This is a genomic window from Brevibacterium sp. FME37, from assembly GCF_014897485.1.
Lineage (GTDB): Bacteria > Actinomycetota > Actinomycetes > Actinomycetales > Brevibacteriaceae > Brevibacterium.
Map to the genome: position 1 here is coordinate 66,487 of NZ_JABUYE010000009.1, position 15,413 is coordinate 81,899.

Sequence of the window (15,413 nt, forward strand, 5' to 3'; positions counted from 1 at the left end):
TGTGATGCCGGGACCAGCCTGCATAGGATCAGCGTGTGCGCGCAATCGTCTATGAAGAGTTCTCTGTCCTCCCTCAGCTGAGAGACATCGAGTCACCCTCCGCTCCCGCCTCCGGCGTCGTCATCGACGTCGAAGCCACCGGAGTCTGCCGCAGCGACCATCACGCCTGGTCAGGCCACGACTCGACGATCACCCTGCCCCATGTTCCCGGACATGAGCTGGTTGGTCGCATCGCCTTGGCGGGGCCCGAGGTCACGGATTTCCGTATTGGTCAGCGTGTGACCGTGCCATTCGTGTGCGGCTGCAGTCGCTGCCGGTGGTGTGTGAGCGGCAGTGCGCAGGTCTGCCCGGACCAGACCCAACCCGGGTTCACCCACTTCGGATCTTGGGCCGATGAGGTGGTCATCCACAACGCCGATGCCAACCTCATTGCGGTCCCCGACGATCTTCCTGCCTCGGCGACGGTGGGGCTCGGCTGCCGGTTCGCCACCGCCTTCCACGGACTGCGGGTACGGGCGAAGCTGCACGCGGGTGAGACCGTCGCCGTCTTCGGCTGCGGCGGAGTCGGCCTGTCTGCCATCATGATCGCGCGCGCCATCGGCGCTCAGGTCATTGCGATCGACGTCAGCGATGCTGCCCTCGATCGAGCCCGAGAGCACGGTGCCGCGCACACGATCAACGCCTCTGGCAAGAGTCCCGAGACCCTGTCCGCCGAGGTGGTCGCACAGTTCTCGGATGAGTGCCCCGACGGTGTGGCCGTGAGCGTGGATGCCCTGGGTCGAGAGGACACGATCGCTGCCGGGGTCGCTTCGCTGGCGCCCTTGGGACGCCATGTGCAGATCGGTCTGCTGGCCACGTCACCGGTCGTCGATCTGGGACGCGTCATCGGTCTCGAGCTCAGCGTCCTCGGTTCCCATGGGATGGCCGCTGCAGAATACCCGGAGATGCTCGATCTCGTCATCGAGGGCAAACTGCGACCGCAGGACCTGGTCACCAATGTCATCGGCCTTGCAGAGGCTCCTGCCGCGATGGAGGCGCTGCGGTCGAACACAGGATCGGGAATGACGATCATCGACCTGAGCCGGTGAATTCAGGCCTGAACCAATGAACACCTGAACTCGGGCTCGTGCCTCTGTGTCAGCTCTCCTGCAGTGCCGAGCGCATCGTCCCAGCCAGGCCCTCAATCAATTCAGCCTCGCCAAGAACACCGGGTTCGAACGGCAGTCTGAGCCGGTCCTTGCCCTTGTCGCGGTAACGCGGGATGACATGCATGTGGAAATGGAAGACCGTCTGCCAGGCATCTTCACCACAGCAGTTGAGCAGGTTGACCCCGTCGGCATCCCAGGCATCGAAGACCTGCTTGGCGATGCGTTGTGACTCGATAGCCACCTCGGCGAGGTCGGCGGATGGGATGTCGCGCAGGTCGGTGCTGTGACTCTTCGGGACGACGAGCAGATGCCCGTCGGAGCCCGGCTGAATGTCCATGAATGCGAAGGTCGACTGAGTCTCAGCGACCTTCGCACTCGGGACGTCACCTGCAATGATCGAGCAGAACAGGCAATCATGACTCATCGGCTCATCACACCATCACGGCAAGGACGACCGCAGCTTCCTGGCCCGACCAGCGGCCCAGGAGGAGTCCCGCATCGGAACCTTCAGCGGGAGAGTCGAGGTTGAGTTCATACAGCATCTGAACGTCTTCGGCACCGGCCAACGGTCCTGTGCCCCAGGCATGAGCCACGTCGGTGATCTCTTCACCGCGGTTGCCCTCATCGTCGACTTTGTATTGTTTGGCCGACGTTCCAGCAGTGGCGATCGCATGGTCGAGACGCTGCCTGAAGTGCGGGTCGCCCATGCCGGCGTAGACCCAGCGCTTGCCGAGAACGGAATGCTCCATGGTCGAGATCAGGTGCTTGTCGGCACCAGCCAGCTCTGCACCGCGATAGGTCAGTGGCACCTGGAAGACGCGATCACCGGCGGCGACGATATGAATCTCGGCGCCCACTTCACCGGCTGGATCATCAAACCGGTAGGAGCTGATCGATTCCAGCGACTCCGGGGCCACATCGGCCCCGGCTGCCCACGACTGCTGGCTCAGCCATGCGGAGATGACGTCGAGTTTTCCTGGTTTCAGTTCAGCGTTGTAGATATCAGCCATGTCATGCCTTCCGGGTCCCGGGGATCCATTCCCCGTCGACCACTTCATAGTCGGAGAAGACCGCTGGGGCCTCTTGGAGCATGGCCTCACCGATCTTGTTGAACACGAGACGAATCTCTTCCTCGGCACCCTTGGCGGTGCGCATCTCGATGACGTGACGCAGGGAGCGCAGGTTTGCGGTGTAGACGATGCCGGTGGCCAGCCCCTCGGGTGCGAAGCGGCGCATGAACGAGGTCATGTGCTTCTTATGGGAGAACTTGGTGCTGGCTTCGTCGAGTTCGAAGTGCTCTGCCATCCATTTCTGGTGTTCTTCGAGGGTGTCGAGGACCTTGAGAGAGCGTTCCATGAGCTCCGAGTCTTCGCGTGCCCATTCGGGGAACCAGAACGGAATGTCGGCCAGGCGCACGTAGCGCAGGGATTCCTGCGAGAACGCCGATCCCGCGCGGTGGCGGATGAGTTCGTGGGTGAGCACTCGGGACACATTGTGCAGCACGAAGGTGAAGTTCGCGTGTTCGAGGACCGACCCGTGCTGGGAGGCGATGACGTTGCCCAGGTACTGCGCCGAGTCGGTGCGCACGCGGGACACGTTCGGGTTCAGTCCCGGCTCCCACGAGCGGTAGCACATGCGTCCGGAGAACTCGACGATATCCTCGGCGTCGGGAGAATCGGCGTCTTCGACACGTTCCGCCCAGCTAGTTCCGCCCACCTCGTCGAGGTATGTCCTCATCGATTCCCAGTCGATGCTGGGTTTTGCGAGCAGTTCTACGGACGGTTCGACCTGGCGCATGGCTCTCCTTGTGCAGGGTATGGCTTGATTGATTCCCAATCCTACAGACACGAGGCCCAACGATGGTCGATGGTCCGCCACTATTGTTTGCAGCGGCGTCTGCTGCTTGCGGCGGACGCCGAATGATCCGGGCAGATTGATCCTCAGAGTTCGAGGCGTGTGTCGCTTCGAGAGTCGACGGTGTAGGCGTTTGCCTCCGCTGATTCCACCATCACCGAGGTGGCCACGAGGTTTTCGAAGACGACCGCGGCATGGTCATCGATGGCAAGTCCGGGACCCGGCAGTTGGCCGGTCCCGATCCATTTTCGGAAGGTCTCGGCCCGGCCAGGCTCACCGTGATAGTGGGGGCAGACGCTTCCCGAAATGAAGCCAAGACCGTCGGTGAGCGGGGCTAATGGGCCGAAGGAATCTGTCGAGGAGGCCTCGAACCAGCAGTTTGCACCGGCACTTATGCCGGCCAGGATCGTGCCACCCGCCGCGGCTTCTGCCATGATGTCGTCGACGCCGTGGCGACGCCACAGGCTCAGCAGGTTGGCGGTGGATCCGCCGCCGACGTAGATGAGGTCCACATCCAGCAGCGTCGTTGGGTCCTCGTAGTTCCAGGGACTCTGGCCGAACAACGAGAGCACAGACGTCTCGGCCCGCCCGGCGAAGGCTGTTTCGAAGCGTTGAATGTAGTCGGGGTTGTCCCCCGATGCGGTCGGGACGAAGCACACGCGAGGAAGCAGCGAAGCGCCACCACCACCTCGGTGATGGTGTGCTCCGGTGCCACGTGTGTCTGTGTCACGTGTGTCTGTACTGCACATGTCTGTCTCGCGTGCCTCTCGCACCAGGGATGCGCGCTCGAGCAGGTAGTCATCGATCGCTGACTGCCCTGACTCTGGCATTGAGAAGCCGCCACCGCCGAGAGCAACGATCGTGGACTGTTCCAACGCTTCAGTCAGCGTTCGAGGGTGGGATTCCCACCCTGGGCTTTGCTCACCCGCTGGGCTGTGCTCACGCGGCGACTGGCTCACGGCACTCGGTGCGTCCATTTCTCGGTCCCGAACTTCTCAGCGACGAGAGCGTGAGCCTTCTCCAGCTCGTCGTCGGTGAATGCGTCGAAGTGTGCTCCGTAGCGGTCGGCGAATGTATCGGCCATAACGTCGATGATGTCCTTGCGGGCCTCACCGGTCTGGCTGCGCAGCGGATCGACGCGCTTCTTGGCGCTTGATACTCCCTTGTCGGAGATCTTCGCTTCGCCGATGCGCAGAACTTCCACCATCTTGTCGGCGTCGATGTCGTAGCTCATCGTCGCGTGGTGGAGCAGTGTGCCGTCGCGCATTCTCTTTTGGGCCGCACCACCGATCTTGCCGCCGGTTGAGGAGATGTCGTTGATCGGCTTGTAGAAGGCTTCGACGCCGAGGCTCTTCAACGCTGCCAGCACCCACTGGTCGAGGAAGACGTAGGACTCCTCGTAGTCGAGGCCAGCGACCAATGCAGGGGGAACGAACATCGAATAGGTGATGCAGTTCCCGCCTTCCATGAACATCGCTCCCCCGCCGGAGATGCGGCGCACGACCTGCACACCGTACTTCTCAACGCCTTCTGGGCGAAGTTCATTGACATAGGACTGGAAAGCTCCGATGACCGTGGCGGTATCGTCCCACTCCCAGAACCGCAGGGTAGGTTTCCGACGCCCCGCCGCCACCTCTTCCAGCAGCACCTGATCGAGAGCGACGTTGACCTGCGTGGGCAGAACCTCGCCGCGAATGACCTGCCAGTCGAAGTCGGTGAAGTTCGCAGCCGACCCCAGAGCACGTCGGACGACTGTGGCGATGTCCGAGGTGGAGAATCCATGCATCGCCAACTCCGAACCGTACCCGGCAAGGGCTGCGTCGAGACGCTGGCGCAGATTCGCGTTGTCCGCGGTGACGCTGGCACCCACAAGCGCCGGTGCAAGGTCGAAGTAGGCTTCTTCGGGCTCGAGGAAGAAGTCGCCGGAGATCTTGACCTCGGTGATGATCTTTCCATCGGTCTCCACATCGGCGACCACGAGTTTTCCGCCGATGACCTTGTACTCGGCGTGAAAGCGCTGGGATTCGTGCATGTCGTTCGTCATGCTCCCAACGCTACGCCCAGGCTCCACTCAGAAGCTATGAGTTTGCTCACTCCCCGGACGGTTCGCTTCCTGGTCAGCTCACTCCCCGGTCAGCGAGGTCCACAGGAATCGGTAGCTCAGTGCGCGGGTGAAAGCCGCCTGCTTGTTGTCCGACGCTGCCGAGTGTCCGCCTTCCGTGTCTTCGAAGAACCAGACGTCGTCAATCCCACGATTCTGCATCCGAGCAGCCATCTTGCGTGCCTGCACCGGACCGACCCGGTCATCGGAGGTCGCCGTCCAGAACAGCACGGGCGGATAGTCGGTGCCATCTTCGAGCAGATGATAGGGCGAAAACCTCTGGATGAACGCCCAGTCCTCAGCCACATCGGGGTCACCGTACTCTGCCTTCCACGAATAGCCGGCGCTGAGTTTGGTGTAGCGGCGCATGTCCAGAAGTGGGACTCCGCACGAGATCGCACCGAAGAGTTCGGGATGCTGTGTGAGCATGTTTCCCACCAGCAGCCCACCGTTGGAGCCACCTGCGCATGCCAGGCTGCGCGCGGATGTGACCCCGCGTTCGATGAGGTCTCGGGCAACAGCTGCGTAGTCCTCATAGGCGCGCATCCGGTTCTCTCGCATCGCCGAGGTGTGCCACCGTGGCCCGTATTCTCCACCCCCGCGGATGTTGGCAAGGACATACACCCCGCGACGTCCTGCAGGAATCGGGGTCTCGGCTGCAGCGGTGGGCTGTGGGTTGGCAGGATCGTTTGAGGCCCCCGTCGTCGTGCGGCCCAGCCATCCGATGCCCATCACTGGGGAATACACCGGTGTCCGGCTGACTTCGAATCCGCCGTACCCATCCAGGAGGGTCGGGTTGCTCCCATCGAGGGCCAACGCGCTATCGGCGATCTGGAAGTAGGGGATCTTCGTTCCGTCCTCGCTCGTAGCGAAGTGCTGCTCGACGGAGAATCCCTCGCTTGGGAAGAGTGCCGGTGCCGACTTGATGACGACGGGCGCGCTGGAGTCTCCAACGGTGCTGGGACTGCCAGCAGTGCTGGATTCTGCACTGCTGTTCGAGGGCTCCAGGCTCCCGTACGACAGGGTCGAGGGAGTCAGAAATCCCGTGCTGACCAGCCAATAGTCATTAGCGGTCGCGTCATCGTGCTTGTCGACGGCTCCGAGCCCGACCATGTGATTGGCGGGGACCCCAGGCAGCGAGAATGAGGAGAAGTTGTCGTTCGGAATCAGGACCACCAATTGTGACTGCACATCGGCCAGCAGCTCGAGGATCAAGTAGTCCCGTGTCCAGGTCCACGATTGCAGGGCGGTGTGCTCATCTGGGGTGAAGATGACGGTCGGTGCAATCGTCCCGGCCTTCACCTCGGCGATGCCAGCCACGGCCAGGCCACCGGCAGGAACCGAAAAGTCTTCGTGCCTCCACTCGGATTGGGGTCGAAAGAGCACGATGTCCCGTTCGAATCCGACTTCGACGTCGGTCGGCACATCGACGACGGTCCAGGCCTTCTCCCACGCCGAGGCGTCGGTGGGCACTGCCTCGGATTCGTCCTTGACGTCGTCGAGGTCGATGAAGCTGAGTTGCGTGTTGAAGAAGTCGATGGCGTCGATGGCAAACGCTCTGTCGGTTGACTCGGGGTCTGCGGCGTCCACATCGCTGCCCACGAAGATGGCGACATGGTCGCGGGGAACTTCGGCGACGATCGGAGCATCGGCGATAGCCTGTCCGCGTGTGAGAACTCGTGCCTGGCGCGGATAGGACGAGGTGGTCAGAGAGTCCTCGCCTGTGTCGGTGGCGACGATGATCGTGTCGTCATCGAGCCAAGCGAAGCGAGTCTTCGCCGAGGGCAGGTCGAAGCCACCGTCGACGAAGGTTTGGGTCTCCAGATCGAATTCGCGCACCCGGTGGGCATCTCCACCATCCGGTGACAGGGAGACGAGGGCGCGGGCGTTGTCTGAGCGACGCACCGAAGCTCCGGCCCACACCCACGGTGTCTCCTCTGCAGCGGCGAGGGCGTCGAGGTCGATGAGGACCTCCCATTCCGGGGAATCGGATACGTAGCTGTCCCAGGTGGTTCGCCTCCACATGCCTTTCGGATTCGTGGAGTCACGCCAGAAGTTGAAGTAGTGATCGCCGCGTTTAGCCACCATCGGGATCTTTCCCTCGGAGTCCAGTGCGGTCCGGATATCACCGGCGATTGAGTCAAACAGGTCGTCCTGGAACCGTGCGATGGTCTTCGCGTTCTGGTCCTTGACCCACGCGATCTGATCATCACCGTGGATATCTTCCAGCCACAGGTTCTCGTCGTGTGGCATGGGGGCAGCGTGCCGCGACTTGGTGGCGCCGCTGGAGGGATCGGTCTTCTGGTTGTCTGCCGGAGCTTCTTTGCGCATGCCACCATCCTAATGATCGCCGGAGGATGCACGATTCAAGGTCAGCACCGCTCGAGGACTGCACGACTCATGCAGGTGGTCGGAACATGACCAGTCCCGGTTGTCCGTTAGGCGCCTGGGGCCCATGGCCGAGGGCGAAGAAGCCGAGGCGTTCATAGAGCCGACGTGCTGGAGTGTCGATGTCGGTGGTCTGCAGCCAGCAGCCGTATCCGCTGATGCCGGTCAACCACGTCTGCAGAGTGGCCCGGCCGAGTCCGGACTGATGCAAATGAGGGTCACGTGCCAACAGGTTGAGCGCGAACGACCATTCGATCGTTGCAGCGGCGTCCCCGAGAGTGGCACGGAGTTCGTGCGCCCAGTCGTAGTCCTGTTCAATCCAGGACCAGTAATGGCCGTAGGCGATTGACCTCAGACGTCCGCCGGAACGCGCTGCTGCGACGAGTACCTGACCGTTTCGGACCGAGAGATCGTAGAGGCTCCCGAACAACGCTGCATGTTTCGGATCTTCGAGTAATGGCGGCTCGGCTGCTGCCGTTGCATAGAGCTCTTCGACTTCGGCTGGCGAAGGGAGGGCTCGCGGGAGTCCCGCTGTTGAACTCATCGGTGCCCAACTCGAGCCGAGACCGCCCGGTACGCCCCACATCAGTTCAACGTCGAACTCTGCAGATGACGTTCCAAGTCCTTCACACTCGGCACGTTCAACCATGCTTCCACCTTAACGACAACAGCAATCGAGCAGTTGAACTCAGAGAAAATTCTCGTCAGTGGGCTGAGAAACATACGCCGAGACCTGACGCCTGGAGCAGATGTCTGATTCCGGCATCTGGTTCACAAGTCTGGTTGAGGATATCACCCCACGGAGGCGAATTCAGCCAGTTGTTTCTCTAGGTTCAGTTCCACTGGACTCGGCGGTTCAATATAGCTTTCCCACACGTCTATTTTGAGGGAAGAATGTATTCCTTCTAACTTCGGTGCCTCGATTTTTCGAAGCGGTCGAAGTCTCACATAAAACAGGTCGGGATCACTAAGCGCACCTGGTGCCTCGACACTTGCTGCATTCGGAGCCTCTTCGCGTGCTGGAGCCGGCGACTCTTCGCCTCCTGCATCCGACACCTGCTCATCGGGGTGATTGGATCGAGGCCGTTCACGGGAATTGGCCACCGGTGTCCCGATCGGTCTGGTGCCGATCCGATATCGGTGCCCCGTAGGTGTTCGTACGACCAGTTCTTCTGCCGTGGCCTCATGGCGCCAGCCGGGAACTTCTTTGAGGAAGTTGCAGGCGGCGCAGAGCCCCGAAGCATTGTCCCAGTTGGTCTCACCGCCGGCGGCAAATGCCTGCGAATGATCTGCGTGTTTGATCTGGGCATCGCACCAGGGCGATCGGCAGACGTCGTCGCGGATCACCACCATACGGCGAAGCAGTCCGGAAAATTCACGTCGCTTCGAGTCCATTCGGACCAGCTGTCCGTCGGATGGACGTGTGTACAAGCGGCGGATGAAGACTGAGGCTTCGTTGTCTGCGATGAAATCGCGTGCCGTCTTTGCTGGGATTGGGCCGAAACCTGGAAACCATGCTGACGTTTCGCCTGTGTCGAAGAGGCTGGTTTCATTCATCACTACGTGGACTTCGGTCGGGATGGCCTCAGCACAGTCTTGGCCCGTGGTTCTCTCAATTAAGAGATCGGCCATGACCTGTCCTTGAGTTCGTCCTTCGGACTGTCCTACCCCGACGATCGACTGTGCCGACTTCGACAGGTTGGTATATGCCGCCACAGCCTGTGACAAAGGTAGAAGCGCTGTCAGGTACGCCATGTTCCCAGGCGCTGGCCGCACCGAGACACCACGTTCTTCCACACACCTGTCGAGATGGTCGACAGCGGCTTTCTGGTCGAGCTGCTGAGCCAGAGCGCGAACTTCATTGCCCAATCGACCGACGCCAACCTCGGCGAGGCGATCGGCCATTTGGTCATCGACCTGGTGCCGTTTGTCCTTCGGGAGCCAATCGGTCTCCTTCGCAACAACTCGCGCCTTCTCCTCCGAGATGTCTCCACTCTTCAGCGAGGCATAGGTCTTGGGCAGGTCCAGCAGCAGCGAGCGAGAGAATCCGAGCAGTCTGTTCCCTCTGGCCCGAGACACCTTCCGTGCCAGCCCGATCTCGGCACCAAGGCCCTTGCCTTGGCTGCGACTCGGCACCCCTTCTTCGGCTTCGCGATTTCGACGGTGCATGTCGAAGGTCAACGTTTCTCTGGCCTGCGCAGCTGCACTCACTGACGTCAATTCTTCCAGGGCAGTGATTCTGTCGATCGCTTCGGCTTCCGTGCTCGCTGGCGGCAGATCGGACAGCGCCTTGCGCCACCGATGAATCTCGGTGATCACGTCTGAAACCGTCCCCGCTCCCATACCGATCACAGTAGCCGTCGCCCCTGACACGAGATTTTGGCCAAGCATCACTCAAGGTCAGGCGGCAGGTCAGGCCAGATCAGGAACGGTTCCGAACGATTCGGTCCTCAGCCGAGTGCTTCGCCTGTGGTCTCTCTGGCAAGCAGACCCATCAGCACCACCGCCACGACCACGAGCAGTCCGGTGAGAATGAACGTCACGGTGAGTCCGAGCACCGGCCACATGAAAGCACCGAAGACCAGCGGAGCAATGCCGGTCGCGATGCGGGAGGCAGCCGATGCCCAGCCGAATCCCGAACCTCGCAGTCGGGTCGGGTACAGCTCTGATACGTAGGTGTAGAGGGTGGGGATCGCGATCTGCACGACGAATCCGAAACCGATGATGCTGGCTTTGGCGGCGAAGGTCAGCTCGGAGCCCGAGGCCTCGATGAACACTGCTGCACCCACCAATAGGACCGCGGAGACAATCGAGGTCACGCCGAGCACCCATTTTCGGCCCACCCGTTCAACGATCAGGGCCGAGACGATGACGCCGAGGATTCCCACCGCGGTCATCGACCCGGTGACCATGAATGCAGCCTGGTCCCCCATGCCCTGCTTCTTCAGGATGCCGGGCAGCCATGTCAGTGCCGCGTAGTAGACAAGGAGGACGGACACGAACAGGGCCCAGGACACGAGCGTCGTCTTAGCGGAGTACTGCCACAGCTGCACAAGCTGGCCACTGGCTGCACGCAGCTGTTTGTTGACGGAGGTGACCGTTCCAGCCGAATCGGATGACTGCTGTGACACCTGGGTCGTAACGGTGGATTCGTGGGTTGTGTCGGAGGCTTTGTCCCCACTCACGGCAGGGACATCGTGGGTCCAGGTCGTCACCTCGGCGCCGGTGCGCTCAACAAGCCGGGTGATGATGGCGTCGGCTTCGGCATACCGTCCCACGGAGGCAAGGTAGAGAGGTGATTCGGGAATTCCGAAACGCACGGCAACCGTCAGGAGAGCGGGCACAATCATGACGAGCATGATGAGGCGCCAATCCCCCACGCCCAGCAATGATGCAGAGACGAAGGCACACAGTGAGGCACCGATCGGCCACCATCCGTCCATCGCAGTCAGGACGCGACCGCGGTGCTTCTTGGGGGTGAATTCCCCGACGAGCGCATAGTCGACGGGGATGCATCCGCCGAGCCCGAATCCAGCGAGGAATCGGAAGAGGGTGAACCAGCCGAATGCCGGGGAGAAGGCTCCGGCGACTGTGAAGACGGAGAACACGAGGAGCGTGAGGGTGAACGCCTTCTTCCGACCGATCACATCGGCGATGCCGCCCCAGATGAAGGCACCCAGTGCCATGCCGATGAGGTTGGCTGTTGCGATCCAGGCGGCCTGGCCCGCGCTCAAGCTCCAATAGTCGCTGAGTAGCGGAATGAGGAACCCGTTGAGGGCAACATCCCAGGCATCGAACATGAAACCCAGACCACCGATGATGAAGATGGCACCTTGGGTTCTCCATCGCCAGGGAAGGTTTGCGACGACTTCGGAAGCGGTCGGCGTAGTCGCCGAGGTTGCAGTAGGCACGAGGCCACAATACCTCTTTAACGCATTTGTGAGTAAAATTGTCCGCGATAGAACCTGCAGGCGAACTTCGGCAAGAGAACCCGACACGAAGGACACGACCAATGTTCGGCAATGGAGCGGTTCGAGTCGTCTTAGGCAAAGCCGGCGTTGCCCGGTTGTCGAAGAAGATCGGCCAGCTTAACTACTTCCGCCGAGAGGTGGTGCTCGGGGCTTCACTGTACTTGTCGGACTGGCCGTCGCGGTTCTACTGGGAGTACTGGGAGTCGCCAGCGGCATATTCATGATCACAGCAGCATTTCGCATCCGCTCAACTGACATCCCGCTGGGGGCAATCGCTACTAGCTCTCTCGCCGCCATCGATCTCCGCTCAGGCGGCGCTGCAACCGATTTGAGTCGGGTCATCCCCGCTGACCGCCTGGTCAGCAATCTCAGCGACTCGGATCTCGCAGAGGCAGCATCGGCAGCTCATGTGCTCGCGCGCATTCGCCAAGCCTAATGAGCCCATCGACAAACCAGCCAAGATCCAAGGCACGTTAAAAGGGTCGGGTGCCGCGAACGAAATCGCGATACCCGACCCTCATAATGTTGGATGGTCTGAGCCTGCACGGCTCAGCAGGCCCTCAGGCCAGGCGAACCATCCAGTTGTTCGTGTCCTCAGCCCGACCGTACTGAATGTCGAGCAGAGTCTTGCGGAACTCCATGGTCTTCTCACCTGGCTCTTCACCATGATCGATCGTGAAGTCATTGCTCACGACTCGACCGATCGGCGTGACCACCGCGGCCGTGCCGCAGGCGAAGGCCTCGACGATGTCGCCGTTGGCGGCACCCTCGCGCCATTCGTCGACGGTGACCTTGCGCTCTTCCGGCTGCAGCCCAAGCTGTGGGGCGAGGTCGAGCAGGGATCGGCGAGTGACTCCGTCAAGAATGGAATCACCGAGCTGCGGAGTGAGAAGGCGGCCATCCTTGGTCACGAGCATGAGGTTCATTCCGCCCAGCTCATCGATGTACTTGTTCTCTGCAGCATCGGTGAACAGCACCTGCTGGCACCCCTGGGCTGCGGCTTCGTTCTGAGCGGCAAGCGAGCCCGCGTAGTTGCCGCCGCACTTGGCAAATCCGGTGCCGCCGGAGCCGGCCCGGTTGAAGTTCTGCGACAGCCAGATCGAGACCGGCTTGATGCCGCCGGAGAAGTAGGGACCGGCGGGACTGGCGATGACGTAGTAGTCGACCTCATGACTGGACCGCACACCCAGGAATCGCTCGGTGGCGATCATGAAAGGGCGCAGGTACAGGCTCGACTCATCGGCTTCAGATTCAGGGGTGGGAACCCACTGCTGATCGAGCGAAACCAGAGCCTTGATCGATTCGATGAAGTCCTCTTCCGAGATCTGCGGCAGCGCAAGACGCTCGGCGGACTTGTTGATGCGCGCGGCATTGCGCTCGGGGCGGAAGGTCCAGACGGAGCCGTCTGCGTGGCGGTAGACCTTCATACCTTCGAAGATCTCCTGCGCGTAGTGGAACACAGCAGCAGCAGGATCGAGCACGAGCGGGCCGTACGGCTTCACCTCGTGAGCGTGCCAGCCATCGTCAAGGGTGTACCTGACGTGTGCCATGTGGTCGGTGAAGTAGAGCCCGAATCCGGGATCCTTCTTGATGTTCTCTCGCACCAGCTCGGGTTGCGGCTGGACATTCTTGAGAACGGCAAACTTAGTCATAAGAACTCTTTTCTCATTTGTGATGAGTGACACTGTCAGGGTAGTACATCACCCCGGTGCGATGCGCACCGGGGTGAAGTCCCTGTCATCGTCGAACAGGGGCGATTCTATGATTCCGCGAAGGCGGTTGTGCCGTCTGAGCTGAGGTGGTTTGTGTCGCCCCAGCCGAGGCGGTTATGCCGCCTCAGCCGAGGCGGTTATGCCGCCTCAGCCCAGGCGGGCCGCAATCGCGTCGCCCACCTCGACGGTGGATCGCTTGGTTCCATCACGATCAGCCAAGTCAGCCTCAACAGCGGCCTCGATCGACTTCGCCACGACCTCGAGCCCTAGATGCGAGGCCATCAGCGAACCGGAGAGGATCGAGGCGGTCGGATCGGCGATCTGCTGCCCGGCGATGTCCGGGGCCGAACCGTGGATGGGTTCGAACAGGCTCGGTGCCGTGCCTTCGACATTCAGGTTGCCCGAGGCTGCCAATCCGATGCCGCCGGTCACCGCGGCAGCCAGGTCGGTGAGGATGTCACCGAAGAGGTTGTCTGTCACGATCACGTCGTAGCGTGAGGGATCGGTGACCATGTAGATCGTGGACGCATCGGTGTGCTCGTAGTTGAACGTCACCTCAGGGTATTCGGCACCAACCTTCTCCACGACGCGGCGCCACAGATGACCTGCATGGACCATGACGTTGTGCTTGTGGACGTAGGTGAGCTTCTTGCTCCTCGCCTGCGCTCGCTCGAAGGCGTCGCGGACGGCTCGTTCGACGCCGTACCAGGTGTTGACCGAGACCTCGGTGGCAACCTCATAGGGAGTATCGGTGCGGACGGAGCCGCCCATTCCGGTGTAGGAACCTTCGGTGCCCTCGCGGACGACGACGAAGTCGATCTCTCCGGGGTTCGCCAGTGGGCTGGTGACTCCTGCGAAGAGTTTCGAGGGACGCAAATTAACGGCGTGGCTGAGGCCGAAGCGCATTTTGAGGATCACGCCGCGTTCGAGCACACCCGAGGGCACGCTCGGGTCACCACAGGCACCGAAGAAGATCGCGTCGTGCTTGCGCAGCGACTCCAGCTCCTCGTCCGTCATGGTCTCGCCGGTCTCGTGCCAGCGGCTGGCACCGACATCGTAGTCCGTGAGTTCGAGTTCAACGGGCTCACCGGAGACCTCGATGGCGCGCTTGAGCACCTTGAGACCTTCGGGGACGACTTCGTTGCCGATTCCGTCGCCTGGCATGACTGCAATTGAAAACTTCATGGTCACAGAGTAGAACTCATCTCACGATGCAACTAGGTCGTCCTACTATCCGGACACGTTTCGGCTCTCAGGTTCACCGAATCCCGTCATCCACAATTTCATGTCTCAAACTTCCTTCCCGACTACAATTTCCCGGCCCGAGCGTCGAAGATGGGAGGAACACCCCGAAACCCCCAGAGAAAGTCGATCATTGACAGATACGATCCGCAACGCACGAGCCGCCGCCCTCCCCGCCAAGCTCTCCCGCTCCTGGCTGCTGGTCAACGCAGCCAAAGAGGAGATCTTCACAGAGGCGCAGATCTCCGAGTCGGATTCCGTCATCTTCGACCTCGAGGCCTCGGTCTCTGACGATAAGAAGCTCGAAGCCCGCGACAACGTGGTGCGTGCTCTTGAAGGCGGCATGTCCGCCTGGGTCCGGATCAACAAGATGGACTCAGAGTTCTGGGACGACGACCTGGCCGCCATTGCCATGCTGCCCGGACTGCGTGGTGTGATGCTGCCGGAGACCGAACGTCCCGAGCAGGTCTCCTACACTGCAATGCGCGCGAAGGCCGGACTCCCGGTCATCGCGCTGTTGGAATCTGCGATGGGCGTGGAGAACGCAACCAAGATCGCCGAGGCGCCGGGCACCTTCCGCCTGGCCTTCGGAACGAACGACTTCCGCAAGGACACCGGCTTCTCCGGCGACCCGATGGCTTTGGCCTATGCCCGGTCGCGCCTGACCATCGCTTCGCGCATGGGTGGACTGCCCGGCGCGATCGACGGACCTTCCGCAGCGACCGCCAGCGACGAACAGGTCCGCAAGGACGCCGAGGTGACCCACATGATGGGCATGACAGGAAAGCTTGTGCTCAACGTCGACCAGGTCGTGGCACTCAACGAATCGATGAGCCCCAGCGAGGATGAGCGCGACTGGGCGCGTCAGCTGCTCGAGGCTGCAGAAGGCGGGTCCGAGATCACGGACGGTTCGTACCTGCCGCGTCTGGCACGCGCGAAGAAGATCGCCTCCCTGGCGTCGACCTACGGCCTCTGGAACGCCTGAGTCTGAGTCCTT

At 61.5% G+C, this 15,413-nt stretch carries 13 protein-coding genes; 2 read left to right on the forward strand and 11 right to left on the reverse strand.

Features of this window, described 5'->3' with window-relative positions; genetic code table 11:
• Positions 1-35 precede the first annotated feature (35 nt).
• The gene (locus INT29_RS11985; RefSeq protein ID WP_193071760.1) at positions 36-1,088 is read left to right on the forward strand and encodes a zinc-binding dehydrogenase; all 1,053 of its coding nucleotides are present in this window, start codon (positions 36-38) and stop codon (positions 1,086-1,088) included.
• A 49-nt stretch (positions 1,089-1,137) separates the two neighbouring features.
• Here INT29_RS11985 and INT29_RS11990 read toward each other — a convergent pair whose 3' ends face one another.
• The 11 genes from INT29_RS11990 to INT29_RS12040 form a co-directional block, all read right to left on the reverse strand.
• Entirely contained in the window at positions 1,138-1,572 is a 435-nt protein-coding gene (locus INT29_RS11990) for an HIT family protein (protein ID WP_101574272.1), read from the reverse strand.
• Positions 1,573-1,579: 7 nt separating this feature from the next.
• Positions 1,580-2,158 (reverse strand): maltokinase N-terminal cap-like domain-containing protein, encoded by a 579-nt coding sequence (locus INT29_RS11995; RefSeq protein ID WP_101574271.1) that lies wholly within the window; start codon positions 2,156-2,158, stop codon positions 1,580-1,582.
• A 1-nt stretch (position 2,159) separates the two neighbouring features.
• Positions 2,160-2,945, reverse strand: coding sequence for an FAD-dependent thymidylate synthase (gene thyX, locus INT29_RS12000; protein ID WP_101574270.1), 786 nt, complete (start codon positions 2,943-2,945; stop codon positions 2,160-2,162).
• A gap of 143 nt (positions 2,946-3,088) precedes the next feature.
• Positions 3,089-3,877: a peptidase E gene (locus INT29_RS12005; RefSeq protein ID WP_226841909.1), complete on the reverse strand. Its 789-nt coding sequence runs from the start codon at positions 3,875-3,877 to the stop codon at positions 3,089-3,091.
• Between the two features lie 80 nt (positions 3,878-3,957).
• On the reverse strand, positions 3,958-5,046 hold the full coding sequence (locus tag INT29_RS12010) for a biotin/lipoate A/B protein ligase family protein (RefSeq protein WP_101574269.1): 1,089 nt from the start codon (positions 5,044-5,046) through the stop codon (positions 3,958-3,960).
• A 78-nt stretch (positions 5,047-5,124) separates the two neighbouring features.
• Complete coding sequence (locus tag INT29_RS12015; RefSeq protein WP_193071761.1) at positions 5,125-7,434, reverse strand: prolyl oligopeptidase family serine peptidase; 2,310 nt, start codon at positions 7,432-7,434, stop codon at positions 5,125-5,127.
• 67 nt (positions 7,435-7,501) lie between these two features.
• Positions 7,502-8,140, reverse strand: a complete 639-nt coding sequence (locus tag INT29_RS12020) for a GNAT family N-acetyltransferase (protein ID WP_193071762.1) — start codon at positions 8,138-8,140, stop codon at positions 7,502-7,504.
• A gap of 143 nt (positions 8,141-8,283) precedes the next feature.
• Positions 8,284-9,882 (reverse strand): HNH endonuclease, encoded by a 1,599-nt coding sequence (locus INT29_RS12025; RefSeq protein WP_319020893.1) that lies wholly within the window; start codon positions 9,880-9,882, stop codon positions 8,284-8,286.
• Positions 9,883-9,941: 59 nt separating this feature from the next.
• The gene (locus INT29_RS12030; RefSeq protein WP_193071764.1) at positions 9,942-11,402 is read right to left on the reverse strand and encodes an MFS transporter; all 1,461 of its coding nucleotides are present in this window, start codon (positions 11,400-11,402) and stop codon (positions 9,942-9,944) included.
• A gap of 620 nt (positions 11,403-12,022) precedes the next feature.
• Positions 12,023-13,114: a branched-chain amino acid aminotransferase gene (locus INT29_RS12035; RefSeq protein ID WP_101574262.1), complete on the reverse strand. Its 1,092-nt coding sequence runs from the start codon at positions 13,112-13,114 to the stop codon at positions 12,023-12,025.
• 207 nt (positions 13,115-13,321) lie between these two features.
• Positions 13,322-14,359, reverse strand: a complete 1,038-nt coding sequence (locus INT29_RS12040) for a 3-isopropylmalate dehydrogenase (RefSeq protein WP_101574261.1) — start codon at positions 14,357-14,359, stop codon at positions 13,322-13,324.
• 190 nt (positions 14,360-14,549) lie between these two features.
• Between INT29_RS12040 and INT29_RS12045 the strand changes: the two genes are divergently transcribed.
• Positions 14,550-15,401: an HpcH/HpaI aldolase/citrate lyase family protein gene (locus tag INT29_RS12045; RefSeq protein WP_101574260.1), complete on the forward strand. Its 852-nt coding sequence runs from the start codon at positions 14,550-14,552 to the stop codon at positions 15,399-15,401.
• The last annotated feature ends 12 nt before the right edge of the window (positions 15,402-15,413 follow it).

Coding starts and splice junctions, on each gene's coding strand:
- INT29_RS11990 (WP_101574272.1), bottom strand. CDS start 1,572: ATGAGTCATGATTGCCTGTTCTGCTCGATCATTGCAGGTGACGTCCCG.
- INT29_RS11995 (WP_101574271.1), bottom strand. CDS start 2,158: ATGGCTGATATCTACAACGCTGAACTGAAACCAGGAAAACTCGACGTC.
- thyX (WP_101574270.1), bottom strand. CDS start 2,945: ATGCGCCAGGTCGAACCGTCCGTAGAACTGCTCGCAAAACCCAGCATC.
- INT29_RS12010 (WP_101574269.1), bottom strand. CDS start 5,046: ATGACGAACGACATGCACGAATCCCAGCGCTTTCACGCCGAGTACAAG.
- INT29_RS12015 (WP_193071761.1), bottom strand. CDS start 7,434: ATGCGCAAAGAAGCTCCGGCAGACAACCAGAAGACCGATCCCTCCAGC.
- INT29_RS12020 (WP_193071762.1), bottom strand. CDS start 8,140: ATGGTTGAACGTGCCGAGTGTGAAGGACTTGGAACGTCATCTGCAGAG.
- INT29_RS12025 (WP_319020893.1), bottom strand. CDS start 9,882: ATGCTTGGCCAAAATCTCGTGTCAGGGGCGACGGCTACTGTGATCGGT.
- INT29_RS12035 (WP_101574262.1), bottom strand. CDS start 13,114: ATGACTAAGTTTGCCGTTCTCAAGAATGTCCAGCCGCAACCCGAGCTG.
- INT29_RS12040 (WP_101574261.1), bottom strand. CDS start 14,359: ATGAAGTTTTCAATTGCAGTCATGCCAGGCGACGGAATCGGCAACGAA.